At 63.9% G+C, this 23731-nt stretch carries 23 protein-coding genes and 1 tRNA gene; 7 read left to right on the forward strand and 17 right to left on the reverse strand.

Features of this window, described 5'->3' with window-relative positions; all coding sequences use genetic code 11:
• Positions 1–115 precede the first annotated feature (115 nt).
• The 6 genes from ASE64_RS06190 to ASE64_RS06215 all read right to left on the reverse strand — a co-directional run bounded on the left by ASE64_RS06190 (position 116) and on the right by ASE64_RS06215 (position 5192).
• Positions 116–982, reverse strand: coding sequence for a MurR/RpiR family transcriptional regulator (locus ASE64_RS06190; protein ID WP_055777679.1), 867 nt, complete (start codon positions 980–982; stop codon positions 116–118).
• A complete protein-coding gene (gene phnE / locus ASE64_RS06195) occupies positions 966–1775 on the reverse strand; it encodes a phosphonate ABC transporter, permease protein PhnE (RefSeq protein WP_055777682.1) in 810 nt (269 codons plus the stop codon). The genes ASE64_RS06190 and phnE (ASE64_RS06195) overlap by 17 nt, the downstream gene beginning before the upstream one ends.
• The gene (gene phnE / locus ASE64_RS06200) at positions 1772–2617 is read right to left on the reverse strand and encodes a phosphonate ABC transporter, permease protein PhnE (protein WP_055777685.1); all 846 of its coding nucleotides are present in this window, start codon (positions 2615–2617) and stop codon (positions 1772–1774) included. The genes phnE (ASE64_RS06195) and phnE (ASE64_RS06200) overlap by 4 nt, the downstream gene beginning before the upstream one ends.
• On the reverse strand, positions 2614–3369 hold the full coding sequence (phnC, locus tag ASE64_RS06205; protein ID WP_055779681.1) for a phosphonate ABC transporter ATP-binding protein: 756 nt from the start codon (positions 3367–3369) through the stop codon (positions 2614–2616). The genes phnE (ASE64_RS06200) and phnC overlap by 4 nt, the downstream gene beginning before the upstream one ends.
• 64 nt (positions 3370–3433) lie before the next feature.
• Positions 3434–4420, reverse strand: coding sequence for a phosphate/phosphite/phosphonate ABC transporter substrate-binding protein (phnD, locus tag ASE64_RS06210; protein ID WP_055777688.1), 987 nt, complete (start codon positions 4418–4420; stop codon positions 3434–3436).
• Positions 4421–4424: 4 nt separating this feature from the next.
• Complete coding sequence (locus ASE64_RS06215) at positions 4425–5192, reverse strand: HAD family hydrolase (RefSeq protein WP_055777691.1); 768 nt, start codon at positions 5190–5192, stop codon at positions 4425–4427.
• Positions 5193–5254: 62 nt separating this feature from the next.
• On the opposite strand from ASE64_RS06215, the gene ASE64_RS06220 reads away from it, so the two are divergent.
• The 3 genes from ASE64_RS06220 to ASE64_RS17765 all read left to right on the forward strand — a co-directional run bounded on the left by ASE64_RS06220 (position 5255) and on the right by ASE64_RS17765 (position 7121).
• Complete coding sequence (locus tag ASE64_RS06220) at positions 5255–6007, forward strand: hypothetical protein (protein ID WP_055777694.1); 753 nt, start codon at positions 5255–5257, stop codon at positions 6005–6007.
• Positions 6008–6067: 60 nt separating this feature from the next.
• The gene (locus tag ASE64_RS06225) at positions 6068–6502 is read left to right on the forward strand and encodes an iron chaperone (RefSeq protein ID WP_055777697.1); all 435 of its coding nucleotides are present in this window, start codon (positions 6068–6070) and stop codon (positions 6500–6502) included.
• Positions 6503–6845: 343 nt separating this feature from the next.
• Entirely contained in the window at positions 6846–7121 is a 276-nt protein-coding gene (locus tag ASE64_RS17765; RefSeq protein ID WP_235480523.1) for a carboxymuconolactone decarboxylase family protein, read from the forward strand.
• A 379-nt stretch (positions 7122–7500) separates the two neighbouring features.
• Here the strand turns inward: ASE64_RS17765 and ASE64_RS17350 are convergent, their stop codons facing one another.
• From ASE64_RS17350 to ASE64_RS06260, 9 genes are all read right to left on the reverse strand, one after another.
• Positions 7501–8487, reverse strand: coding sequence for a hypothetical protein (locus tag ASE64_RS17350; RefSeq protein WP_156351677.1), 987 nt, complete (start codon positions 8485–8487; stop codon positions 7501–7503).
• The gene (locus ASE64_RS17355) at positions 8481–10379 is read right to left on the reverse strand and encodes an ORC-CDC6 family AAA ATPase (RefSeq protein WP_156351678.1); all 1899 of its coding nucleotides are present in this window, start codon (positions 10377–10379) and stop codon (positions 8481–8483) included. Before ASE64_RS17355 ends, ASE64_RS17350 begins: the two co-directional genes overlap by 7 nt.
• A complete protein-coding gene (locus ASE64_RS17105; protein ID WP_082465961.1) occupies positions 10379–11584 on the reverse strand; it encodes a metallophosphoesterase family protein in 1206 nt (401 codons plus the stop codon). The genes ASE64_RS17355 and ASE64_RS17105 overlap by 1 nt, the downstream gene beginning before the upstream one ends.
• Entirely contained in the window at positions 11581–12423 is an 843-nt protein-coding gene (locus tag ASE64_RS17930; RefSeq protein ID WP_156351679.1) for a Dam family site-specific DNA-(adenine-N6)-methyltransferase, read from the reverse strand. The genes ASE64_RS17105 and ASE64_RS17930 overlap by 4 nt, the downstream gene beginning before the upstream one ends.
• Before the next feature lie 173 nt (positions 12424–12596).
• Positions 12597–12668: transfer RNA gene (locus ASE64_RS06240), tRNA-Arg, on the reverse strand.
• A 205-nt stretch (positions 12669–12873) separates the two neighbouring features.
• The gene (locus ASE64_RS06245) at positions 12874–13371 is read right to left on the reverse strand and encodes an HNH endonuclease (protein WP_055777703.1); all 498 of its coding nucleotides are present in this window, start codon (positions 13369–13371) and stop codon (positions 12874–12876) included.
• A 349-nt stretch (positions 13372–13720) separates the two neighbouring features.
• Positions 13721–14602 carry a C40 family peptidase gene (locus ASE64_RS06250; RefSeq protein WP_055777707.1) on the reverse strand — a complete coding sequence of 294 codons (882 nt, stop codon included), beginning with the start codon at positions 14600–14602 and terminating at the stop codon, positions 13721–13723.
• Between the two features lie 236 nt (positions 14603–14838).
• Positions 14839–16539 (reverse strand): hypothetical protein, encoded by a 1701-nt coding sequence (locus tag ASE64_RS06255; protein WP_055777710.1) that lies wholly within the window; start codon positions 16537–16539, stop codon positions 14839–14841.
• 232 nt (positions 16540–16771) lie between these two features.
• Positions 16772–17464: a metal-dependent transcriptional regulator gene (locus ASE64_RS06260; protein WP_055777714.1), complete on the reverse strand. Its 693-nt coding sequence runs from the start codon at positions 17462–17464 to the stop codon at positions 16772–16774.
• A gap of 88 nt (positions 17465–17552) precedes the next feature.
• On the opposite strand from ASE64_RS06260, the gene serC reads away from it, so the two are divergent.
• The gene (serC, locus tag ASE64_RS06265; protein WP_055777718.1) at positions 17553–18665 is read left to right on the forward strand and encodes a phosphoserine transaminase; all 1113 of its coding nucleotides are present in this window, start codon (positions 17553–17555) and stop codon (positions 18663–18665) included.
• Positions 18666–18766: 101 nt separating this feature from the next.
• Here serC and ASE64_RS06270 read toward each other — a convergent pair whose 3' ends face one another.
• Together ASE64_RS06270 and ASE64_RS06275 are read right to left on the reverse strand one after the other, a co-directional pair.
• On the reverse strand, positions 18767–19486 hold the full coding sequence (locus ASE64_RS06270) for a DUF3027 domain-containing protein (RefSeq protein ID WP_055777721.1): 720 nt from the start codon (positions 19484–19486) through the stop codon (positions 18767–18769).
• A gap of 6 nt (positions 19487–19492) precedes the next feature.
• Positions 19493–19873 carry a cold-shock protein gene (locus ASE64_RS06275; RefSeq protein ID WP_055777724.1) on the reverse strand — a complete coding sequence of 127 codons (381 nt, stop codon included), beginning with the start codon at positions 19871–19873 and terminating at the stop codon, positions 19493–19495.
• A gap of 93 nt (positions 19874–19966) precedes the next feature.
• Here ASE64_RS06275 and ASE64_RS06280 point away from each other — a divergent pair, with 93 nt between their 5' ends.
• From ASE64_RS06280 to ASE64_RS06290, 3 genes are read left to right on the forward strand one after another with little or no spacing between them, the layout of a single operon-like run.
• Positions 19967–20236: a hypothetical protein gene (locus ASE64_RS06280; protein WP_055777727.1), complete on the forward strand. Its 270-nt coding sequence runs from the start codon at positions 19967–19969 to the stop codon at positions 20234–20236.
• Positions 20233–22017, forward strand: a complete 1785-nt coding sequence (locus ASE64_RS06285; RefSeq protein ID WP_055777730.1) for a helicase-associated domain-containing protein — start codon at positions 20233–20235, stop codon at positions 22015–22017. Before ASE64_RS06280 ends, ASE64_RS06285 begins: the two co-directional genes overlap by 4 nt.
• A gap of 59 nt (positions 22018–22076) precedes the next feature.
• The gene (locus ASE64_RS06290; protein ID WP_055777733.1) at positions 22077–23729 is read left to right on the forward strand and encodes a DNA repair helicase XPB; all 1653 of its coding nucleotides are present in this window, start codon (positions 22077–22079) and stop codon (positions 23727–23729) included.
• The last annotated feature ends 2 nt before the right edge of the window (positions 23730–23731 follow it).

The following is a 23731-nucleotide window of genomic DNA, read 5'->3' on the forward strand; positions in this document are numbered from 1 at the left end:
CATGATGTGACGCTAAGAGCCGGCGGCATCCACGACATGAACAAGCCCGAGCGCCGAGGTGAACGGCCCACCAACGGTGGCCTGCAGCGGCGCCCTCATCAGGCGCGCTACTCGGTCAGTCGCTGAGGTTGTCGCTGAGGATCGACAGCACGGTCGACCGCGACTGCCTCGCCACGTCGCCGAGCCTCGCGGCCACCACCTCGACAAGCGACTCCAGCAGCACCACGTGCGGGATGCGCGAGGTGTGCTCAAGCTCGTGTCTGAACGACCCGCTGGCCGGAGCCACCACGAGGGCAGCGTCGGCGAGCGTCACCAGCGGCGATCTCGCGAACGAGGTGACCACCACGAGTCGGGCACCCGCCGCCCGCACGGCGCGGGCCGAACGCAGGCTGGACTCGTTCGCGCCGCTTCCGCTGATCACGATGCACGTGTCGGCGGGGCTCAGTTGACGCGCGGCGATCTGCTGACCGATCGGGTCTGCGACGAACTCGGTGGGTCGGCCCACGGCGGTGAGCCGCATCGCCAGGTCGAGCGCGAGCGGCGACGACAGGCCGTTGGCGATGGCGAGAAGACGTGAGGCGCCCACGATGAGCTCGAGCGACTTCTCGACCGACTCGTCGGTGAGCACGCTGGCGATCTGCGGCAGCGAGGCGGCGAGCGCATCGATGTCGGCGCGGATACTGCCGAGGGCTCCCGAGCCGTAGTCGCGCTCGCGCTCGCGGCCCTCGCCCTGAGCGAGTTCGCGGGTCAGCGCCACACGCAGCTGCGGATACCCGCGGTAGCCGAGGCTCTGGCAGGTGCGGATGACCGTCGACCTGGCGACTCCGGCTCGGTCGGCCAGGTCTTGAGCCGTGGTCTCGACGATGCCCTCGAGATCGGCGAGGATCAGCTCGACCACGCGGCGTTCGCTGGGCAGCAACGAGTTGATCACCGTGGCGATACGCGTCGTGGGGGTGACGTCTTCGCTACCGCTCCAGGTCATGTACGGGTGCTCCCTCGGTTATCCGTCGGCGGATGGCCCCCGAGATCGCGTCGAGGGCGATCGTCACGACCACGACGACGATCAGCAGCATTCCGACAACGCCCCACTGCCGATACTGAGTGTAGGAGGTGAGCATGTCTCCGATGCCACCCACACCGATCAGACCGAGCACGGCAGACGCGCGCACGTTGATCTCGAAGCGGTAGAGCCAGAACGACAGGAACTCGGGGCTGGCCGACGGCCAGACTCCCCAGCGCAGCACCTGCGACGTCGAGCCACCGGCGGCGCGCACGGCCTCGATCGGGCCGCGGGGAACTCCGTCGATCGATTCGAAGCCCCACTTGCCGAGCGTTCCGATGCCCCCGACCGCGAGCGCGAGCGCACCTGTCAGAGGCGTGAGACCGGTGACCGACAGAATGATGATGGCGATGATGATCTCGGGCACGGCCCTGATCACGGCGAAGACTCCGCGCAGCGCGGCCTGCACCGGCGGCGGGCCGAATCCCTTCGCGGCAAGGAAGCTCAGCGGCGTCGCCACGATGATGCCGAACACCGTTCCCACCCATGCCATCTCGACCGAGCGCCAGGTCTGGTAGAGCGCCTCGCCGAGCTTCGACCAGTCGGGGGCCGAGAACATGAGCCAGAGGTAACGAACGATCTCGGAGGGCAGATTGCCGAGCCTGGCCCAGTTGATGTCGACAGACCAGAAGGCGACGACCACGATGACGCAGACGATGGATGCGACGACCCGGCTGCGTGTGCGGGAGGGGCGGGGTGGGGCGATGGCACTCATACGAGCCTCTTCCGGATGGCGCTGGAGACGAGCTCGAGCAGGATGACGACGACGAGGACCTCGAGGATGATGACCGACAGCTGGTCGTAGCGGAAGTAGGTGCGCACGGCGTCGATGAGCAAGCCGATGCCGCCGGCGCCCACGAGACCGAGAACGGTGCCGGAGCGAACGTTGAGTTCGAGAACGTAGAGCACCTGGTTCACGAAGCTGGGCCACACGTCGGGCAGGGCGGCGGCGCGGTTGATCTGCGCCTGGGTGCCACCGGCGGCGCGACCCGCCTCGAGCGGGCCGGCGTCGTTCGACTCGATGGCCTCGGAGACGAGCTTCACGATGATGCCCACGTTGAACAGCACCAGCGCCAGGATTCCGGGCAGCGCCCCGACGCCGACCATGGCGACGAGGATCGCGGCGTAGAGCAGCTCCGGCACGGCGCGCACGATGTTGAGGATCACGCGTACGACTCCGCGCCCGACCCAGTTGGGGTTGGTCAGACGGGCTGCCCAGAGGCTGAGCGGAAGCGCGATGAGAGTGCTCACCGCGGTGGCGATGACCGCCATCTCGAGCGTCTCGAGCATGGGCGGGATGGTGCGGGGAAAGAACGACCAGTCGGGCTGCAGAAGCTGAACGATCTTCGCGGCGCCGTTCTGCCAGTTGCGCGCGATGGCGTCGAGCGAGAACGCGATCCCGAGCTGCGGGCTCAATGTGACGGCGGTGATCAGGGCGATCACACCGAACGCGAGCCACGGCTTCCATCGGCCGGCGGGCCGCGGCGGCGGGGTGGCGGTAGACGACGCCGCCCTCGCCGTCGCGGCCGGGGCGGGCACGGATGCGGGTGCGGTCATCGGTCGAGCACGTCCTCGGCCCGGATCGAGCGGCCGTAGATCTCTTCGAAGACGGCGTCGCTCGCGTCGTCGACAGAGCCGTCGTAGACGACCTCGCCGGCGCGCAGGCCGATGAGGCGGGTGCCGTACTCACGTGCCAGGTCGACGAGGTGCAGATTGGTCAGCACCGTGATGCCGAGCTCGGTGTTGATTCGACGCAGGTCACGCATCACGGCGTGCGCGGTGGGCGGGTCGAGGCTGGCCACGGGTTCGTCGGCGAGCACGAGGTGGGGCTCCTGCGACAGGGCCCGCGCGATCGCGACCCGCTGTTGCTGGCCGCCCGAGAGCGACGAGGCGCGATCCCATGCTTTGGCCAGAATGCCGACCCGCTCGAGGGCGTCGAACGCGATCTGCTTGTCGGCCGCCGTGTGCACTCCGAGCAGCGTGCGCCAGGTCGGAGTGTGTGCGAGACGACCGACGAGCACGTTGTTCAGAACGCTCGTGCGGCCGGCCAGGTTGAACCCCTGGAAGATCATGCCGATCTCGCCGCGCAGACGACGCAGCTCGCGACCCTTCGCCTCGCCGAGATTGTGCCCGCCCACGGTCAGCTGACCCGAGGTGATGGGAACGAGCCCGTTGATCGCGCGGATGAGACTGGATTTGCCGGAGCCGGACAGGCCGACGACCGAGACCATTTCGCCCGGCTCGATGTCCATCGAGATGCTCTTGAGCGCGACGACGCCGTTGGGGTAGCGCACGCTGACATCGCGCATGCGGATGGCCCACGGCGCGGAGGCCGAGGCGACTGCCCCGACCTCCGCAGTGTGCTGAGTCACGCTACTTCAGTCCGAGCTTGTCGGCCGCGCGGGCGACGACGTCGAGCGAGCCCGGGTCGGCCGGAGCCAGCTTGGTGATCGAGTAGATCGCGGTGAGTTCCTTCGACCCCTCGGGGGTGTTCGAGTAGTCCTCGAGCGCCTTGGTGATCTTGTCCTGCATGTCCTTCGGCAGGTCCTTCGTGAGCGCCACTCCGTCGTTGGGGATCTCGTCGGAGAGGGCGAAGACAACGACCTTCTGTCCCACGTCGGGCTTGTCGCTCTTCACAATGTCGCGGGCGTCCCAGAAGCTGAATCCCACCTCGGCGTCGCCGTTGTAGACGGCCAGAACGCTGGCGTCGTTGGCCGTGACGGGCAGCTGTTCGATGTCGTTGTCTGTGTCGATGCCGGCCTCCTGCAGGGCGAGCACCGGGTAGATGTAACCGGCGGGCGATCCGGGGCCGAGCATGGCCACCTTGACGCCGTCTTTGATCTTCGAGATCGAGTCGAGCCCGGCCGGGCCCTTCAGAGCGTCGGCGCCGTTGCAGAAGAGCTTGCCGTCGCGCTCGACGGGGGTGTCGTCGCAGTACTTGTCGGGGTTGTTCGTCATGAACTGGGCCGGGTAGGTGATGTTGCCGTTGCGCTCGGTCTGCAGTACGACGGATGCGCCGTACATGTCGCTCGCCTGCCACAGCTGGAGCGACGGCAGGAAGCCGATCTGCGCCTGGCCTGCACCCATGGCCTCGACGGCGGCCTGGTAGTCCTTCGACACCACGCCGGTGACGGGGATGCCGAGGGCCTTCGTGAGCATGTCGGTGAGCGGCTTAGCGGTGTCGACGAGTGCGCCCTGGTCTTGCGAGGGAACGAGGGCGAGCGTGAGCGAGGTCGGGTCGGCCTGGGCCGCGTCCGTCGAGCCGTCGGTCGAGCCGGAGGCCGAGCATCCGGTGAGGGCGACGGTCGCGAGGGCGACGGTGGCCGCCCCGGCGAAGGTGAGGCGCTTGCGAGAGATCATGGAACTACCTTTCGGAGGGTGTGATGAGAGGAGCGGGTGAGGAGGATGAAGAAGAGGAGTCGCGGAGCCACTCGGTGATGGCCGGGTAGAGGTCGTGCAGGTGGTGCGCCGAAAACGTGGGCGTCACATCCGGCGTCTCGTCTGAGGTCGAGCCGACGAGAGCTGTCAGCGCCCCGCGAGCGTGCGCGGGGGCGAGATCGTTGACCCAGACGTCGCCGATGCTCAGAACCTGGCCGCGGGGCAGCCACTCGTCGAGCACGGCGCCCATGCCGTTCGGCTTGCCGAGTGAGGTGTAGGTGGCATCGAACAGGCCAGCGAGGCCGAGCATCTCGAGGGCTGCGTCGATGCGGATGTCGGGTGCGTTGGTGGCGACGATGAGGTTGGCGTGCTGGCGCGCCTCGCTCAGAAATTCGGCGAGGCCGTCGGGGGCCACGACGGGGGCGAGCGGCGAGCCGAGGTGTGCACGGCTGGCCAGATAGGCCTTGCCGAGCGTGTCGGGCCGGATGCCGTGGTCGGCCGACATGAGCCGCACCAGGTCGTATCCGTCGATGGCGCTCGTGCCGGGAGCGCGGCCGGAGGGATGCTGCTCGAGCGTCGCGACGATGGTTTCGACGAAGGCGTCGGCTTGGTCGGCGGCCAGCTGCTGAGCCGCAGCGCGGGCATAGGCGACGACCGGTCCCACCCCGAGGGAGAGCGTCCCATCGAAATCGAACAGCAGGGTCTTGTCGCGGTACGGCACGCTTTTCCTTTCACTTGTGGACACAGCGTCCATGATAGGTAGAGCGTATAGACGCAATGACCACGCTGGGTGAACAGCATGTAAACGATTTTTTGATGGACGTCGCCGCCTACGATGGCGACGTGACGATCGACGACCTGCTGACTGCCTCCGCCCTCATAGAGGCCGGTGAATCACCGCGGGCCGTGCTCGAGGGTTCGCTTCTCGCGCGGCAGATCGGGCAGGATGCGTCGGCCCGGCGGTTCTCGCAGTGGGGCCTGTCGACCGTCGTCGATGAAAACACGGGCACGCCGGTCATCTCGCCCGAGCTCTTCGCCGAGTTGCACCGACTGGCCGGCCTCGACGCGACCTGGCCCGTCGGCAATGCCGGGCTCATCCACGTCTACGGCTATCTGCTGTCGACCGTCTCGACACCCTACGGGCTGAAGCGCGACCGCTGGGTGAACGGCGATGTGGCGCGTGCTTTCGGCCTCGAGCCGTCTGTATTCACTCCGTGGTTCGGTCCCGCGTCGGCGACCACTCCCCTGCACCGGCTCGCGGTTGCGCTGTCGCCCCTCTTCAACGCTCCCGGCCAGGCGCACGGCGTCGAGTTCGTGATGCACGAGAGCTCGGATCGCATCGTGGCCACGACGGTTCTGGTGCGGCATCCGGGAAGTGGGCATTCGGCGCTCCTCTACGCCGTCGACGCCAAGCTGCTCACCGCGTTCCCCTTCGAGATCACGGCGGCGAGCATCGCGTCTCTGCAGACGGAGTCACCGCGCCTGCGCTACAACGCCGTGGTCGACGCGCCGAGGCAGCCGCTCGACAGCCGCCGCGTGCTGCTAGACGCAACATCCGACCCCGAATAAAGCAGCGCCGACTCCCCCGCTTTCCCTAGTGTTAGAGCCACACGAGCAAAGGAGCACGGCATGGCCGAGTCGAGCGCAGGACTGTCGAAAGAGGAACGCGACGCCGTCAAGGAGCGGGCGAAGGAGCTGCGCGAGGAGGCCAAGGCGGGCAAGAACCGCGAGGCAGGCGAGAAAGCCGTAGCGAAGGCGATCGCAGAGATGCCCGAATCGGATGCCGCTATCGCGGGCCGCATCCACGAACTCGTCGCCGAGCACGCGCCCCAGCTGATGCCGAAGACCTGGTACAGCCAGCCCGCCTACGCGAACACCGACGGCAAGGTCATCTTGTTCGTGCAGAGCGCGGCAAAGTTCAAGACGCGGTACTGCACGCTGGGCTTCAGCGAAGACGCCGCGCTCGACGACGGGCAGATGTGGCCGACGTCGTTCGCTGTCACCGAGATCACGCCCGCGGTGGAGAAGCGGATCGCGGATCTCATCCTGAGCGCGGCCGGCTGACAGGCCTTTGCTGTAGATGTCGGGCCGCGTCGGTGGCACGATGGCGGCATGAGCATCATCGTGACGCCCGAACCGGGCGAGGCGACCGGTGAGGTCGCGGAGATCTATGCGGAGGACATCGCCGATCAGGGCTACGTGCCTGCGCACACGCGGGTGATGGCCGTGAATCCCGAGGCGTACCGCGCCTGGGAGAACCTCATCGGGGCAATCGCTCGCCCTATGGACAAGCGGCGCTACGAGCTGATCACCCTCGCGGCCGCCGAGGCGCTGCGCTCGAAGGCCTGCCGTCTGGCGCACGGAAAGAAGTCGCTCCAGTACATCTCGGAAGACGAACTCGTTCGCATTGCCCGCGATTATCACGATGCGGGGCCTGTCGGCCGCAGAGGTCGCGATGATGGAGTTCGCCGAGAAGCTCAGCACCGAGTCGGCCGCGATGACGGATGCCGACAGCAGGTCCCTGCGCGACCACGGCTTCACCGACCGCGAGATCGTCGACATCGCCCTCGCGGCTGCTGCCCGTAACTACTACAGCCGCGCGCTACACGCGCTCGGCGTAGAGGTGGATGTCCCTCCCGGCCTCAGCGAGCCGCTTCGCTCGGCGTTGGTCGACACGCTGTAGCGCCAATTAGGAGTACCAAGAATGAGCTAAGTGCTGTCGCGAGTCCCAGAGCGGCTTTAGCCCTGCTCCTCAGAGGACAACGGTTGAGCGTTTGGAAGTCCTCAGCGGAGCCTCTTCGGTGATGCTTCATCGGAACCTGGGGTGCAACGACGTTCCAGACATCTACCGCTTCAGAGCGCTCCCGTGATCAGAACAAGCCCCCTTATTACGCGGAAGCCGGGCGTGAATCCACCTCAAGTCGGGCCGTCGTGCTGCGTTCATAAGCGGAACGCGGCGGCTGAGATCCGCTGACGCGATGGGATGTAGCCCTGCCAATGTTCTTCAAAGTCGAACACCTTCTAAACCGGGCTTCACCTGGATAAATAAGTCTAGACGTTCGTCAGTGAGTGCCTGAGAATATGGCTGAGATATAGGCCACAGGACCAGCGGCAAGTTGCTCCCTGGGCTCCCTGAGCCCTCCAGGCGATACGCGCCAAACGCCCACATTGCGATGAATGCTTGAGACGAGGAGGCATGCAACTACTAGTAATTTCGGACCGAGGGGCACCAAAACCACATTGTGCGTGCGTTGTAGACCGTGGCTAATCATCTCGAGTTCGACAAATGTCGAATATGGGTCGTCCACCGGAAATGACCATACGTTGCGCTCGTCGACGATATTAATCAGCAAGTCATTGGCTTTTCGGACGGCATCATCGAAGCGAACATCAAGACTCTGGGGGACGGCGAGCCACGTCAGAGCTGGGTCCATTACCTGTTGAGCAGCAAGCGCGAGTTCCGATTCATAACCTAGCCCGATCAGGGTCGCGAGTCCGAAGTCTGCTTCGCCAATTCCTGAGAACTCAGGACTGACCGCACCAAATTCCGTTATAGGGCCATGATCGATGGGAGGTTCAGTGAACTGGGCAAAAGAGTACAGAAAGGAAACCGAGATCGGTCGGCTAGCACGCGCCGAAGCCCATATGGCCGAATATATTGCAACAAGACTCGTACGTGGGAAGCTCGAAACATCGACTGCAATGTGTAAATGGTCTTTCTCAATCGACCACAATGCCTCCAAATAGGAAAGGACGTGCTGAGACGCCTCGAGAGCGTTCGCAGCGGACTTCACCTGAACCGCGGCCTGTTTTTCTGCCCACGCCAGATTTGCCGCGAAGGAATGTTCCTCTTGAACTCCGAACCGAATCCCCATGGCCGTTTCATATCTGGCCGACAAGGAGGAAGCAACGTGTATCGAGCGTCCCTCATAACCGATCGCGAAAATAAGACCGTCGTAAGCCGTCTCATCTACATCGGCATCGCCACCGCCGACAACTCGAACCTCGGGTTGGACTCTCTCGGAGCGCCATCTTAGTTCTTTTACCAAAGCCCGGCCTGCCTGTCCAACAGAGATGTCAAGGCCCGCTTGTCGGGACCGCTGTTCTCATCCCGCGCCCGCTCCAGCAAAGCGTTGAGAGACACTGCTCGGCCCACTCGTTGCGTCAACCCATACCCGGGTGAAAGTAGGTAGGAAAGGCGAAAGCGCTTGCCTCGGGACGACGAGATCGGATCCGACGAGGCCGAGCCCCGATGCACGCCTCTTGAGTCACCAGTTGAAAGTTGGATAAGCGCACCGGAATTAAGACCTCGGGATACCAGTTCCTCCGTGGCGTCGTCAGAATGCGAATCTACGATGAAGGAAGATATCGGATCCTCTGGGAAGGTTTCTGACATGAGTTCATTGTGAAAAGCGCGCCCCAATATATCAATGAAGGAAAGCAAACCCCTCGGAAGCGCTCGACCTAAATCTTCGCTGATTGGCAGTCCCCGCAGGAAGCTGCGGAAAGCAGACGCCGTCCGCGTCACAGCATCGACTTGAACCGCCCGAGGCACAAAAGATTTTGAATCGAGTCCGTTGAGCAACATCGGGGTGATGAACGCCAGTCGTCGCGGATTACCTTCGCACAGGTTCATTATTCCTGCTGCTCCAACATAGAGGCGCCCGGTCGAAACCTGGCTCTGGATTCGTCTTCCCGAAAGCCTCGAATCCCTCAGATACGCCTCCCGAACCAACGCGGTCTGACGGACCTTCCTAATTGGCGCTCGAATATCGGATGAGCTCTCGCTAAGAAGGTCTTGGGATGACAGGTTCTTCTTAACAAGATACTCTTCGAAGCTCGGATCCTTCCGCGCTAGCGATCGAAATGTACGAGCCTGGGACGAGTCCGGTCCGTAAGAATTCTTTGCGCTTTTGCTCGTCGATCCGGACAGCAGACTCGGCCCAAGGGTTGTGTAAATATTCAGGTCGAGTCCGGTGTGATGGCTTGCGGACTTCGCGAAAAACGCTGCTGAAAAGTCCTCAATGTCCCGTTCGCTGGCCGCCTGTAGATCGACGACCGAATAATCGTTCATAGCGGAAGCTCGAGATCGTGCGGGGAGGCCTCGATAAGCCTGCATATATGGCGCAATAGCTACTTTGAACAGAATGTCTGTATCGCTGTGCCGAAGGTAGGAGAGGAGGTGTTGTTGCATCGATTCTGGCGCCACCTCCACCTCGTCGAACAGAACAGCCCAACGTGTACCAGACGACCAATTACTAGCAGCCGCGATAATTTCGACTGCACCCTTGAGGCCCGTATCTAGATCGACGATATCTACCTCATCGATGGAAAAGGACTGGCCCATCTGCTTGCGGAGCAACTGCCTGTTCCAGGCCGTGACTGCCACCATCTGTCTAGCGCGTAATGCCTGCTGCAATGCGCCGATAGTCGGAAGCGATACGTCTAGTTGCCATAGCGCAGATAACTGCTCTACCGCTGCCGCCTCCTCGGCCGAGGTGAGGAGAGTAAGTGCTGAGTGGCTGCGTGAACTTGTGCAGTGCCAAGAAAAACTCTTTGCTATGCACCTAAAAGCGTGAAAGGCGTAGAGAGTTTGAATGCCCAAGTTGGCCAAATCGTTAGGAAGTCCAGATGTTGCCAACGTTTCAAGCTGATCGGAAAGCTGAATGTCTATAGGGATAAACAGCCCGCTGAACAATGGTGCGTTAATTGCGTGACCCTGCGCTGCTCGAGTACGTCTCTCAACACCTTCCGGCGTCAACATCTTCAACAACGTAGTCTTCCCGCTTCCACGAGGACCCATGATCAACGTATTGGAGGAGACCGTTAGAGCTTCGTAAGCCTGTGGCTGCACAAAGTTGTCGGCAACCTCTGAGGCCGTCAGATCCCGTGCATTGAATCGATCAAGCCGGTCTAACGGTGACTCCATAATGTCGTCCATTACATCGATCCTAGGAAGATTTCCGATGGGTGAAGCGAATAATGCTGGGATTGGCTTATTTGAATCGTCCCTGATGCGGATAGGGAATCTAACATTCCTCTGCGGTCAGCCGGAAGCATGTAACGCAACTCTGGGTGCGTTGTAAAGATATCTTCCAAGGGCAAGAACCGTTCAGGAGAGCCTTTCACGTAGGCCTCGACGAGCGAGGACGCTTTAGCTATGTCGTCTCTATAGCCGAACCCAGCCTGATCAGGGATTCCCTCATCAGATTTCGGCTGACTCCACCCCGCGCTGATGCTGTATTCCCACGATCGAATGATGCCGGCCTGTCCTGAGGTTCCCGGAACCGAATCAAAATCCTTCAAGTCCACTAGATGAAATTGATTTCTGACACGAGTAGCGAGTTCTGGGTAGAGTCTCGCAGAGAAACTACCGGCCGCCATGATTACCGGAGCTTGTGCACCCCCCGCCGCGTATACAAGATTTGGGTAATGCCGATGTCCGTGGATGACCATCCAGCATCCATCATCCTGAAGAATTTTGAGCACCTCGGGTCCAGCATCAAGAGCGCTGTAATCACCGATGTCGATTGCATCGTGTCGATACGGGTGATGATGCGCGAGAAGCACTTTTCGCGGATTGTTTGCGCGACTAACAAGCTCCTTGAGCTTTTCCAGAGTGTCAGGGCTAACGAGACCCCGCTTCGCCAATTTCTCATCGTCATGGCCTGCGGCCGTATTGAGAATGACAATGTCCAACTCCGGCGTTGAGTGGAGTGCGACGTTATCCTTCCAATAATCACGACGAACATCAGGATCGTCCATCGGAAAGGGAGGCTGAAGCGTCCTCGTAGACAGCGTAGGGTCAGACCACTTGTTCAAATTTCTTGAGTCAACGTCGTGATTTCCGGTTGTACCAATCAGCCACTTTGCAGTCAGGCGATTTCGAATATTTTGCAACCAACTCCACGCAAAAACGATGCCCTGGTGATCAGCACCATTCCCCATGTCTCCAGCACAAAGCACATAGTCAGCCTGCAATTGCTCCTCGCGAATAAGTACTTCCAGACTCTGAAATGGACCCCTCGACTCTTCCGCTCGTCCGGGAAGGGTTCTTGTCCAAGACGGGTCACGATCGCCGAACGGGATGGCACCCGCATCCGGATGGAAGGCGTGAATGTCCGAAATGATCGCGAGCTTAGTCATGCGCCCACTGACATCCGATTCGACGATTCACACATCGAAATAAGTAGTTCGGTTTTCACGGCACGAGCGGAGCGTCGCGATCCAACGTTGTAATGAACCTGGAAGTCCTTACTTCCCCATCCCACAAACGTCTTACTCATTTCTCTTGGCAATGAGAGATAAACGTGCACGCCTCTGGAACGGAGGCGAGAGGCCTCCTCAAATATCCGTTCTGCCGTCACTTCCGAGTGCTGAGAATACCCGTACTCGCCATAGTTGGCTCGATCAGACCTCCAAGGAGGATCTAAATACACGATGTCTCCTACGACTGCATCCTTTAAAGTGTCGGCAAAGTCTCCCGTGACAAGAGCAGCCGAAGCGAGTGCTGTGGCACATAGCTTGAAGGACTCTTCGTCGGGAAGCGAGCCCGTCTTTCGCCCAAATGGGACATTAAATTGATTCAGCCTGTTCGTGCGATATACGCCGTTAAAGCAATATCGGTTCAGGTACACAAACTGCACGGCGCTCTCAAACGTTGTCGAATCATATTTCTGGGCGCGAATCTCGTAATACGAAGTTTCTGTCGCGCTTAGAGATGCGACAGTCGCTCGCAAGCTCACTGGATCCTCACGTATCCAGCGCCACGCGTTCATCAGTAGCGGGTTAGCGTCACCAAGAACGGCCTTTTGTGGGTGATAAGCGAAGTAGACCGATCCTCCACCCATGAATGGTTCGAAGTAAGTCCCAGCAGACTGGACCTCTCGAAGGTGCTCGACAATAGCCGAAGAAGATCGTTTCTTACTGCCCATCCAACGAAGCACTGAGCTCGCGAGATCTGTCGCCGCCGCGTTCCTCGTCATCAAGTTGTCCGCCACACCGTCCCGCCCGCCTATACGAATAATGACTAAACATAGCGTTCTATGTCGATCAACCAAGCAAACCAACGGGACGCAAAGTGCCAACTGGTTAAGGCAAGGACTGGGAACGATACCCAATAGACAGCTGCCGGTGACACCTTTGCCGACTGTCGAAGTGCCCCTGGAGGGACTCGAACCCCCAACCTGTTCCTTAGGACGGAATTGCTCTTCCATTGAGCTACAGAGGCTGGCCTTTAGGAGTTTAGCTTAGAGGCTGGGGCAAGTGGTCTAGATACAGACGCAGCGCGACTTAGTCGGCCGACGCATCCGGTGCGGTGGTCTCGATACGCGTCGGCCGCGGGCGGCCTTCGGCTACTCGACCAGCGCAAGAGCCGAAGGCGCGGCGGAGCCGCCTATGAGTAGGGCACGGCGAAGCCGTTCAATCGCGACCGGCTACGCCGCGCTCTCGATGTAGCCCTCCCACGCCGGCTCCGCGCGCTCCGCTCCGCGGACAGTCCAGCCCGCCTGGTGCGGCATCTTCGGAGTGGCCCGCAGAGTCCAACCCATCTCGGCCGGGGTGCGGTCGCTCTTGATGTTGTTGCAGCGCAGACAGCAGGCCACGAGGTTCTCCCACGTGTCCTTGCCTCCGCGCGACTTGGGCATCACATGGTCGATGGTGGTGGCCGATCCCCCGCAGTAGAGGCAGCGCATACCGTCACGGCGCAGCACTCCGCGGCGCGACACGGGCATGAGTCTGGTCGAGGGAATGCGCACGTAGCGCGTGAGGATGATGACACTCGGTCGGTCGAACAGCCCCGAGGTCGCCCAAACCGGATGCTCGACGTCGCTCTCGATGATCGTCGCCTTCTCGTTCATCACGAGAACGATGGCGCGCTTGAACGAGACCACTCCGAGTGGCTCGTATCCCGCGTTCAAAACAAGTGTTCGCATTGTTGCCCTTTCGAATTGCCCTGCACGGCTTGCAGGGACCCGATGTGTCACCCATCGATTTTCTTCACGATCAGAGAAGCAAATGGACACAAAAAAAGGGCACCGTCAAAATGACAGCACCCTAGCTCAGCCGAACCCGGCTCAGACAACGTCCACTCGTGTGACTCCTGACGGCAAGCAGGCGGCAACCCGTGGTGCGGATGCTCCTGCCAGCTATCACGAGGTCTCCTCTAAAGGCTCGAATAATTGCAGTAAGAGTAACCCACGAACGACGTACCACAAACCATGTGGCACGCCGTTCGGGTGAGCTGTAACCGATTGTTCACAAATCGGCCAGCGACGATTCTGTCTAGACGATACGCACGAAGTAGTAGCTGCCCCACAGCGCACGGTGCTCGACCATACGGCCCCAGTCGGGCGAATCGATCACTCCGCCGGCACCGTCATAGATGCCGATGTGGTACATCGGCCACACCACGAGGTCGCCGGGCTGGGCGTCTTCCGGCGAGACGCGAATACCCATGGCGGCCTGGTTGCCGACGATGCGGGGCAGGTACACGCCGAACTGGCCGAACACGTACTGGGTCAGCCCATCGCATCCGAAACCGGCCTCGGGAGTGGCGCCGGCGCTATACGGAACGACGCCGACGAACTGCTCGGCGTAGTCGACGACGGCCTGGCCGCTGTACGCGCCGGAGGGCGGGTTCACCGCGAAGGTTCCGGCGGTGGGCGTGGTCGAAGCGGATGCCGTGCTGGCCTCGGTTGCGGCGACCGCGGCTGCGGCCGCATCGCGGGCGGCCTGCAGCTGCTCGCTCGTGGGAGCGGTGTAGGCGTCGCGGCTCACGGCGAGTGCGGCGGCGGTGTCGTCGACGGTGAGGGTCTGCGCTCCCCCGGCCAGATCGGTCGAGTTCTTCGCGTCGAAACCAGCGTTGCCATTGCCGAAGGCGTAGGCGGGAAGCGCCATCGTGGCGATGAGCCCCACGGCGAACGCCATGACGACGCCGCCCGCGACGTTGCGCTTGGTCGGCATCTTGAAACGGCGCGGCGGTGCGGTCTGAGCACTCCTGGCGACGGCGGCGGATGCGCGGGGAGCCGCGATCACCGACGTAGCAGAGCGGGTCACCGGGGTGAGGGGTCGGGGAACGGCCGGAACGATGGCGTTCTCGTCGATCGAGGTGTTCGGGTTCGGCTGGTCGTTCGGGGCGTCCAGCGACTCACGAAATTCGGTCAAGTCTGTACCTCCGGCACCTCGCGCGGCCTCTAGGGTGCCGTCCCGTCCCACTGAATTGTCTGCGGGGTATACATGCCAAGAGACGGGGAAAGAGGTGTCTTGGAATGGTCCATTCGCCATGCTCCGGCTGTCTGGACTCGTCCGATGCTACGTGACCGTTACCTGTTTGTCACCTAAATGACACCGAATTTAACGGATTGGTAACGGCGGGAATGAAAAAAGCTCAGCGCGAAGGGCTACTTGAAGTCTCTGTCGAGGTTCACGTTCAGGGCACCTGTCGTGCTGCCCACGTCGATGTGCATGTGGGTGCACGAGTCGGGGAACTCCTTGAAATTCAGGAGGTTGAGGGAGACCCCGGCAGACGCGCGGCACTCGCTCTGACCCAGGTTCGAACCGGAGGGCATGATCGGGTCGAGCACCTCGGCGAACTTCACCGTGTTCTGGTCTGCGCCGGGCAACGAGGCACCGTTGATCAGATAGAAGTCCACGGCATGGCCACCGCCGTTGATGTAGTGCGACGACCCGGTTCCCGCGCCCTCGATCTGGCCGGTGCACTTGCGGTTGATATCGCTCACGGCGACGGTGTCGAAGGTGCGCACGGCGATCACCATCACCTGCAGAATGCGCAGATCGATACCGCAGTCCGGCTTCACGACGCCGTCGGCCAGGGCCTGGATCTCGGGGATGTGATCGGGCACCGACCCCTTGAGCTTGCCCGCGGCCACAGCGGCCATCAGCTCCTGGGCGAGCTTCTGCGACTCTTTCGAGACGTAGCTGTTCGTGGTCGAGTAGAGCGAGCCGGGGGCGCCTTCGGCGTAGAAGTCATCGCGCACAGCGTTCAGCGCCGGGCCTTCGCCGACAGAGAGGTTCTGGCTGTCGGTGACGTCACCGGGCGTCTGCTTGGCCGCGAAGTCGGACGGGCTCGCGAAGCCCAGCGAGGGAATCGAGATCGAGACGACGAACAGCGCGGCGATCATCATGACGAAGCCCGCAAGAATGCGTCGCTTGATCGGCTGCGACCGCGCGTGCGACACGAAGGTGCCACTCGACGACGACAGCAGCTCGGCAACGGGAAGCGAGCGCCTGATGCGCGGAGAGGCGATCGGCACGGAGCGCACGGGGGCGTCGTCGCCCGCTGTCGCGAGGGCGGACATCACCTCGGGAGCCGAATGCGGCGCGACGATGTCGATCTCGGTGCTCACCGTGCTCGGCTCGATCACGACGTGATGTTCGGCGAAGTCGACCTCGGCGCTCATCACGGTCTCGGCGGCGATGTGCTCGGCCGTCTCGATCTCGAGCATCGGATGCTGCGCCACCAGTTCGATCTCGAGCGGCACCGTCTCGAGGTTGGCGACCGCGAGCATCCGCTCGTCGATCGCATGCTCTGCGGATGGCTCCGCCTCGAGCTCCTCGGCGATGACGGGAGCCTCCTCGGCCTCCGCTAGCGGCGTCTTCTCTACCTCGACGACAGGAGTCTTCTCGGCCTCGACGACAGGCTTCTCTGTGTGTGCACGGCGCGCGCGCCGCGACGTCGGAGCCGCGGGAGCAGGGGTTGGCTCCGGCTCCGGCTCCGGCTTTGACTTCTCAACGAGGACAGCCGCGATCGTGGGCTCGGCCTCGACGACAGGCTCTGGTTCGGTCACACGCTCGGCTGGTACGTCCGAGTCGGGGGCGACCACGGCATCCGGAGCAACCGCCGGCGCATCGCGCCTGGTTGCGTAGCGCTCTTCGTACTCGCGCTCGCGCCGCTCTCGACGACTCAGGCCGGCGGCCGCCTGTGCGGCAGCAGCTCGGTGCTGAGCCTCGGCTTCGGCCTCTGCCTGCTCCCGATCACGCAGCTGGCGGCGGCTCAGTGCGGCCGCGGGCTGCGTCGACCGTGAATCGCGGCGGCGGCGAGTGTTCTCGGCGTCTTTCTGCGATTCGGCGGGTTCGACCACGGGGCTGAGTATCCTTCGATGCCATGACTGGCAGACGTGTCCGACCGTCTTGGCGCAAAACGGGGCCGGGTAGTGCAGGAGACAGTCGGAGGGCGCATCCTGATCCGGAGCTCCGCCGCTCTGACGAGCAGCAGGAACTGTTCGAGGGTATGCGAATCCGACCCCCGTGTCACACTGACCCGGTCACCTGACAGCGCGCCTCCAGCGCACAAACAGGATCGGAGCAGGCGAATCAGATGCCGACGAAGATGTGACCCGCGACCTCGTTGGGAAGCTCGAGCCCCTCGGCGAATCCCTCGACCTCGACCAGAATGTACGAACCGACCTGCGAGAACGCGGCCGTGTTTCCGGGAACGACGCCGAACTGCTTGAGCTGCAGCAGCAGCTCCGGGTCGACCTGCGCGGGCTCGCCGAGACGGCGGATGGTCTTGGTCTGCGGCCCGACGGCCCCGTGCACGAGGGTGAGCAGGTTCACGACACCGCGGGTGAAGGGAACCGAGGGAGCGTCGCCGAATTCGTCGAGACCGGGGATCGGGTTGCCGTACGGCGACTCGGTGGGGTGGTCGAGCATCTCGATGATGCGCCGCTCGACCTGCTCGCTCATGACATGCTCCCACCGGCATGCCTCTTCGTGTACGTACTCCCAGTCGAGACCGATCACGTCGCTAAGCAGGCGCTCGGCCAGGCGGTGCTTGCGCATCACGTGAACGGCCTTGGTGCGACCGGTGCCGGTGAGTTCGAGGTGGCGGTCTCCCGAGACGACGACGAGGCCGTCGCGCTCCATGCGGCCGACGGTCTGCGAGACGGTGGGGCCGGAGTGTCCGAGGCGCTCAGAGATGCGTGCGCGCAGCGGAATGATGTTCTCCTCCTCCAGTTCGAGGATCGTGCGGAGGTACATCTCCGTTGTGTCAATGAGATCGGCCAACGATCACTCCTTAGGAAGTTGCGCACGTACGCCTCCACCATAACGTTTGGACGCGTTGGGTAAGGCTCGGCTCACTAGACTCAACATCATGCCTGAACTGACAATTCCCAGCGCCCTCTTGCCCGTCGACGGTCGTTTCGGTTGCGGCCCATCGAAGGTTCGCCCCGAGCAGCTCGTCGACCTCACCACGCGCGGGGCCTCTCTACTGGGAACGTCGCACCGTCAGGCGCCGGTCAAGAACCTCGTCGGATCGGTGCGGGAGGGACTCTCGGCGCTGTTCTCGCTGCCCGAGGGCTACGAGGTCGTTCTCGGCAACGGCGGATCGACCGCCTTTTGGGACGCGGCGGCATTCGGTCTCATCGAGAAGCGCAGCGAGCACCTCACTTTCGGCGAGTTCGGCTCGAAGTTCGCCGCCGCGGCCAAGGCCCCGTGGCTCGAGGCACCCCACGTGATCAACGCGCCGGGCGGCTCGCGAAGCGAGATCGAGATCGTCGAGGGCGTGGATGTCTACGCCTGGCCGCACAACGAGACCAGCACCGGTGTGATGGCACCGATCAAGCGCGTTCACGGCGACGCGGGCGCTCTCACGGTGGTCGACGCGACCAGCGCAGCCGGCGGCATCCAGTTCGACGCGGGCGAGACCGACGTCTACTACTTCGCGCCGCAGAAGAACTTCGCGTCTGATGGCGGCCTGTGGTTCGGCCTCTTCTCCCCCGCCGCCCTCGAGCGCGTCGAGCGCATCGCGGCGTCCGACCGTTACATTCCCGAGTTCCTCAGCATCAAGAACGCGGTCGACAACTCGCGCCTCAACCAGACCCTCAACACCCCCGCCATCGCGACTCTCGTGATGCTCGACAACCAGATCGAGTGGATCAACGGCAACGGCGGCCTCGAGTGGGCGTCTGCTCGCACCGCGGAGTCGTCGAGCGCGCTCTACGACTGGGCCGGCTCTGTCGACTACGCGAGCCCCTTCGTCGAGAACCCCGAGCACCGCTCGCAGGTGGTCGTCACCATCGACTTCGACGACGCGATCGATGCCGCCGCCATCGCCAAGGTGCTTCGCGCCAACGGCATCGTCGACACCGAGCCCTACCGCAAGCTGGGCCGCAACCAGCTGCGCGTAGCCACTTTCGTGGCCATCGAGCCGTCCGACGTGCGCGCACTCATCTCGTCGATCGAATACGTGGTCGAGAACCTCTAGCGCTCAGAACGCAGAGAACGGGCGGAGATTCGGGGTGTCCGAAGCGCATAGAGCGTCGGACCCGCGGAATCTCCGCCCGTTTGCGTGTGCGGTGGCGCTGCTCAGCGCAGGTCTTCGGGGGCGTCTTCGTCGTAGTAGACGCTCGAGCGGGGCTTGGAGTCGTCGAGCTCGACCACGGTGAGGCCCTCTTTGTCGACATCGACCGTCTGCTCCGCCTTGGCCGGGGCCGGGGCGTCGTCGCCGCGAACGAGAACAGACGCGTCGAGAACGGCCGCCTCAGCCTGCTCGTGAACGGCGTCGTCGAGCACGTCGTCGTCGAGAATGTGGTCGTCGAGATCGAGTTCGTCGTCGTCGAGGTCTTCATCGTCTGAGTCGTCGTCGACATCGTCTTCATCGTCGTCGTCTTCGTCCGCCGCGAGCGCCGCGGCGTGCTCCTGCGCGAGCTTGTAGTCCTCGAGGCGATCCGACCATGGGGTCCACTCGGGCGCCAGAACAGAGGTCTCACCCGGAAGCAGCTCGGTCTCGAGAACGGCGGGTTCACTGTCGGCGTCGATCCGTGAGAGCGTCGCGGTCCAGTGCCAGTCGGGGTAGCCGGGCATCAGCGACGCGAAGTGCAGGCTCAGCACGTGCTCGTCGTGAGCGGTGTGCCCGACGACCGCGCCGATCGTCGAGGCCGGAGTGATCTCGAGAAGCGCAGCGCGCGCCTGATCGACGGCCGCCAGAAGAACAGGATCCGCCTCGAAAACGGGCGCTGTATCGACGGTCTCGCCCTCGACCTGGTCGTCAGACGACTCGTCGGGGGTGGGGTCGGAGTGCTGCACCGGTGTCTACGCGTCCAATTCGTCGGCGACCTTGCGCAGCAGCGCAGCGATCTTGCGGCTGTGCGCCGTGTCGGGGTAGCGGCCCCGCTTGAGGTTCGTACCGATGCCGTCGAGAACCTTGACCAGGTCTTCGACGATGATCGCCATGTCGTCGGCCGGCTTGCGGCTGAGCTTCACAAGGCTGGGCGGGGCTTCGAGAACGCGCACCGAGAGCGCCTGGGCGCCCCGCTTGCCGTCGGCGATGCCGAATTCGAGCTTGGTGCCCGCCTTGACCGTCGTACCTGCGGGCAGGGCTGACGCGTGCAGGAACACCTCTGAGCCGTCATCGGAACTGATGAAGCCGAAGCCCTTCTCGTCGTCGTAGAACTTGACCTTGCCGGTAGGCATTCGCGGATCTCCTCGTGTGAATACTGGCCGCCACGTGGCTGGCGGGCACACGATAGCCTAACCGGCCTGCGCGGAGACCGTATCCTTAGGGGTGTGACAGACAATCAGACACAGCCGGTTCGCTCGAGCGAGCGCATCCTGGCCTTCATGATCGCCGGCATCATCGGGGCGTCGCTGCTCTGCTTCGCGTCGTTCCTCATTGCGTCGCTGGTGGGAGTGCGCGGCGAGGCGCTGTCGCAGGGCGTCTGGCCCGTCGTCGTGATCTTTCCGTTGATCGGCCTCCCGATCGGACTGGTGCTCATCATCGTGCTGCTGTTCATGAATCTCCGCCGCCGCGCCAAGGAGGCACCGAAGCCTCGATGAGCGACACTCTCGCTCTCGCCGGTCGACTCCAGCTTTTGGATGACGACGCGCTCGTCGCGCTCGTCTCCACACGTCTGTCCGATGCCCGCGGCATCAAGGACTTCTTCGATCTCGCCGACCGGCTCCTCGACCCAGCCGCCGTCGACGCCGCACTCGCCACCCTCCCCCGCCGGACTCTCGCGGCCCTCGCGCATCCGTCGCCCGACACCGACCCGGCCGACCTCGAGCCGGCAGACCGACTGTTTCTGACCGACGGTGAGACGCCGGGCGGGCCCCTGGATGCCGTCGCCCGCGTTCTCGAGTCGTGGCCGGCCCGAGGCCTGCCGTCGGCCGAGCAACTCGCGAACGAGCCGGCACCGGAGGACACCGACCGCGCACCGCAGCGCGACAGCAGTGACCGGATGGCCGCCGAACGCGCGTTCACCGCCACCGCCGGCATCGCCGAACTCCTGCACGAGCTGCGTGCGACTCCCGTGAGGGAACTCGCCAAGGGTGGCGTCGCAGCCCCCGACGCGAAGAGGCTGCTCGCCTCTCTGTCGATCGAGCCCAACGACCTCGACGCTCTGCTGCGCATCGCACGCCGAGCCGGTCTCGTGACTCTCGACGATCTTCTGTGGACCGCGACCGACAAGGCGCTGCCCTGGCTGCTCAAGGGTTCGGCAGATCGCTGGATCGCCTTGGCGACCTCGTGGCTCGACGCCCTGGCGACCGACATCGGAGAGGTACTGCGCTCGCGCAGCCGCCGCCCGTGGGGCGCCGACGCCCAGCGCACCATCGCCTACCTCTACCCTGCGGGCGGAGACGCGCTGCGGGGACGAGTCGCCTTCGTGCTCGACAGCGCCGAGTATCTCGGCATCACGGCAAACGGATATCCGGGAGCAGCCGCTCGGGCACTTCTCGACAACACCACCGAGCCGCTCTCCGAGGTGGCAGCAGCGCTTCTGCCGTCGGAGGTGTCGAACGTGTACCTTCAGCACGACCTCACCGTCATCGCTCCGGGACCGCTGACTCCCGACGTCGATGTGCGGCTGCGAACGCTGGCCGACATCGAGGGCCGCGGCCTCGCATCCACCTATCGCATCTCTGCGGCGAGCGTCACCCGAGCGTTGGCCGAGGGCGAGACTGCCGAGGGCATCCTGTCGTTCTTCCGCTCTGTCTCGCTGACCGGCGTTCCTCAGCCCGTCGAGTATCTGGTCACCGAGGCCAGCTCGCGCTACGGCAGGCTGCGGGCGGGAGCGGCGAGCCCCGAGGACGAGTTGCGCGGCATCGGCAGCTACGTGCGAAGCGACGACGACGCGCTCCTGAGCACGCTCGCGGTCGACCACGGCCTCGCCTCGCTGGGCCTCGAACTCGACGGCGGCGACAGGCTCACGAGCCGGTTCCCGTTCGAGACGCTGTTCTGGATGATCTCCGACGCGAGGTATCCGATCGTCGCCGAACGAGCATCCGGGGCCACCTTCGCGCCGGTGCGCGCCCGCGTTTCGCAGAAGACGCCCGCGCCGAAGCCGCGCCCCTTCGTCGACCTCGTCGCACGCCTGCGTGAATCCGCTCACGCGGTCAGCGACGCCCCCGAGGCGTGGATCGCTCGGCAGCTCGACGTCGCCATCAAGGCGAAGAGCCCGCTCGCGGTCAGCGTCGGCATGCCCGACGACAAGACGGTGGTCTTCCTGGTGACTCCGCTCTCACTGGCGGCGGGCCGCCTCAGGGCGATCGACGAGAAGGCCGGAGTGGAACGCACGCTTCCCTTGCGCAACATCACCGCCGTAGCGCCCGCCCCGTAACGCGCAAGCCCCATGCGGGCAGGGCAGGGTGCGCCCGGCAGCCGGTAGGCTCGTACGTTATGCCGTCTGGCCCATTGATCGTCCAAAGCGACCGCACCGTCCTCCTCGAGGTCGCGCATCCCGATGCCGAGAGCGCGCGCCACGAGCTCGCGGTGTTCGCCGAGCTCGAGCGCGCTCCCGAGCACATCCACACCTATCGCATCACGCGACTCGGGTTGTGGAACGCGCGAGCGGCAGGCCACGAGGCCGCCGAGATCCTCGGCACGCTCGAGCGCTACTCGAAGTTCCCGATTCCCCAGGCCGTCTCGATCGACATCGAGGAGACCGTGGCCCGCTACGGCCGCCTCGTCATCGAGCGCGACGAGGAGGGCGGGCTTCTGTTGCGCGCCACCGACTCCGCCGTGCTCAGCCAGATCGCGTCGGGCAAGAAGATCGCTCCGCTCCTGGTCGAGCGACGCGCGCCCGACACGTATGCGGTCGCCCCCTGGGCGCGAGGCCAGCTCAAGCAGGAACTGACCAAGCTCGGGTGGCCCGCAGACGATCGCGCCGGATACACGCCGGGAACCCCGCATGAGATCGCGCTCCAAGAAGACGGCTGGGCGCTGCGCGACTACCAGAAGCTCGCCGTCAGCAACTTCTTCGAGCGGGGCTCGGGCGTCGTCGTCCTCCCCTGCGGCGCGGGCAAGACTCTCGTCGGTGCGGGAGCGATGGCGACCGCGAAGACGAACACCCTCATCCTCGTGACGAACACGGTCTCGGCTCGGCAGTGGCGCAGCGAGCTCCTGAAGCGGACGACGCTGACCGAAGACGAGATCGGCGAGTACTCGGGCCAGCTCAAAGAGGTCAAGCCCGTGACCATCGCGACGTACCAGATCCTCACCGCCAAGCGGAAGGGCGCCTACGCTCACCTCGAGTTGCTCGACGCCCTCGACTGGGGACTCGTCGTCTACGACGAGGTGCATCTGCTTCCCGCGCCCGTGTTCAAGCTCACCGCCGAGCTGCAGGCCCGTCGCCGCCTCGGCCTGACGGCCACGCTGGTTCGCGAAGACGGCCGCGAGGGCGACGTGTTCAGCCTCATCGGACCCAAGAGGTTCGACGCCCCTTGGAAGGAGATCGAGGCCCAGGGCTTCATCTCACCCGCGGAGTGCTTCGAGGTGCGCATCGATCTGCCTCAGAACGAGCGGCTCGAATACGCGGCGTCGGCCGACGACGAACGGTATCGCCTCGCCGCGACGGCTCCCGCGAAACTGGATGTCGTCAAGCGGCTCATCGAGAAACACTCCGGCGAGCGCATCCTGGTGATCGGCCAATACCTCGACCAGCTTCAGCAGCTCGAGGCGGAACTCGGAGTGCCGTCTCTCACGGGTGCCACCCCGGTGGCCGAACGCGAGCGGCTCTACGAAGCCTTCCGCGACGGAACCGAGCCCATCCTCGTGGTGAGCAAGGTCGCGAACTTCTCGGTCGACCTGCCCGAGGCGAGCGTCGCCATCCAGGTATCGGGGTCGTTCGGCTCGCGCCAGGAGGAGGCCCAGCGGCTCGGCCGCCTGCTGCGACCGAAGGAGTCCGGCCTGTCGGCCAACTTCTACACGCTCGTGGCCCGCGACACCGTCGACCAGGACTTCGCGCAGAACCGGCAACGCTTCCTCGCCGAGCAGGGCTACAGCTACACCATCCTCGACGCCGACGAACTGAGCCCGCAGCCCGCCCTCTGACG

The organism is Agreia sp. Leaf210 (genome assembly GCF_001421485.1).
GTDB lineage: Bacteria > Actinomycetota > Actinomycetes > Actinomycetales > Microbacteriaceae > Agreia.

Bases quoted from the DNA above. Each gene is read 5' to 3' on its own strand.
- ASE64_RS06190 (WP_055777679.1), bottom strand. From the start codon at position 982: ATGACCTGGAGCGGTAGCGAAGACGTCACCCCCACGACGCGTATCGCC.
- phnE (WP_055777682.1), bottom strand. From the start codon at position 1,775: ATGAGTGCCATCGCCCCACCCCGCCCCTCCCGCACACGCAGCCGGGTC.
- phnE (WP_055777685.1), bottom strand. From the start codon at position 2,617: ATGACCGCACCCGCATCCGTGCCCGCCCCGGCCGCGACGGCGAGGGCG.
- phnC (WP_055779681.1), bottom strand. From the start codon at position 3,369: ATGCGCGATGTCAGCGTGCGCTACCCCAACGGCGTCGTCGCGCTCAAG.
- phnD (WP_055777688.1), bottom strand. From the start codon at position 4,420: ATGATCTCTCGCAAGCGCCTCACCTTCGCCGGGGCGGCCACCGTCGCC.
- ASE64_RS06215 (WP_055777691.1), bottom strand. From the start codon at position 5,192: ATGGACGCTGTGTCCACAAGTGAAAGGAAAAGCGTGCCGTACCGCGAC.
- ASE64_RS06220 (WP_055777694.1), top strand. From the start codon at position 5,255: ATGGACGTCGCCGCCTACGATGGCGACGTGACGATCGACGACCTGCTG.
- ASE64_RS06225 (WP_055777697.1), top strand. From the start codon at position 6,068: ATGGCCGAGTCGAGCGCAGGACTGTCGAAAGAGGAACGCGACGCCGTC.
- ASE64_RS17355 (WP_156351678.1), bottom strand. From the start codon at position 10,379: ATGGACGACATTATGGAGTCACCGTTAGACCGGCTTGATCGATTCAAT.
- ASE64_RS17105 (WP_082465961.1), bottom strand. From the start codon at position 11,584: ATGACTAAGCTCGCGATCATTTCGGACATTCACGCCTTCCATCCGGAT.
- ASE64_RS17930 (WP_156351679.1), bottom strand. From the start codon at position 12,423: ATGACGAGGAACGCGGCGGCGACAGATCTCGCGAGCTCAGTGCTTCGT.
- ASE64_RS06245 (WP_055777703.1), bottom strand. From the start codon at position 13,371: ATGCGAACACTTGTTTTGAACGCGGGATACGAGCCACTCGGAGTGGTC.
- serC (WP_055777718.1), top strand. From the start codon at position 17,553: ATGCCTGAACTGACAATTCCCAGCGCCCTCTTGCCCGTCGACGGTCGT.
- ASE64_RS06275 (WP_055777724.1), bottom strand. From the start codon at position 19,873: ATGCCTACCGGCAAGGTCAAGTTCTACGACGACGAGAAGGGCTTCGGC.
- ASE64_RS06285 (WP_055777730.1), top strand. From the start codon at position 20,233: ATGAGCGACACTCTCGCTCTCGCCGGTCGACTCCAGCTTTTGGATGAC.
- ASE64_RS06290 (WP_055777733.1), top strand. From the start codon at position 22,077: ATGCCGTCTGGCCCATTGATCGTCCAAAGCGACCGCACCGTCCTCCTC.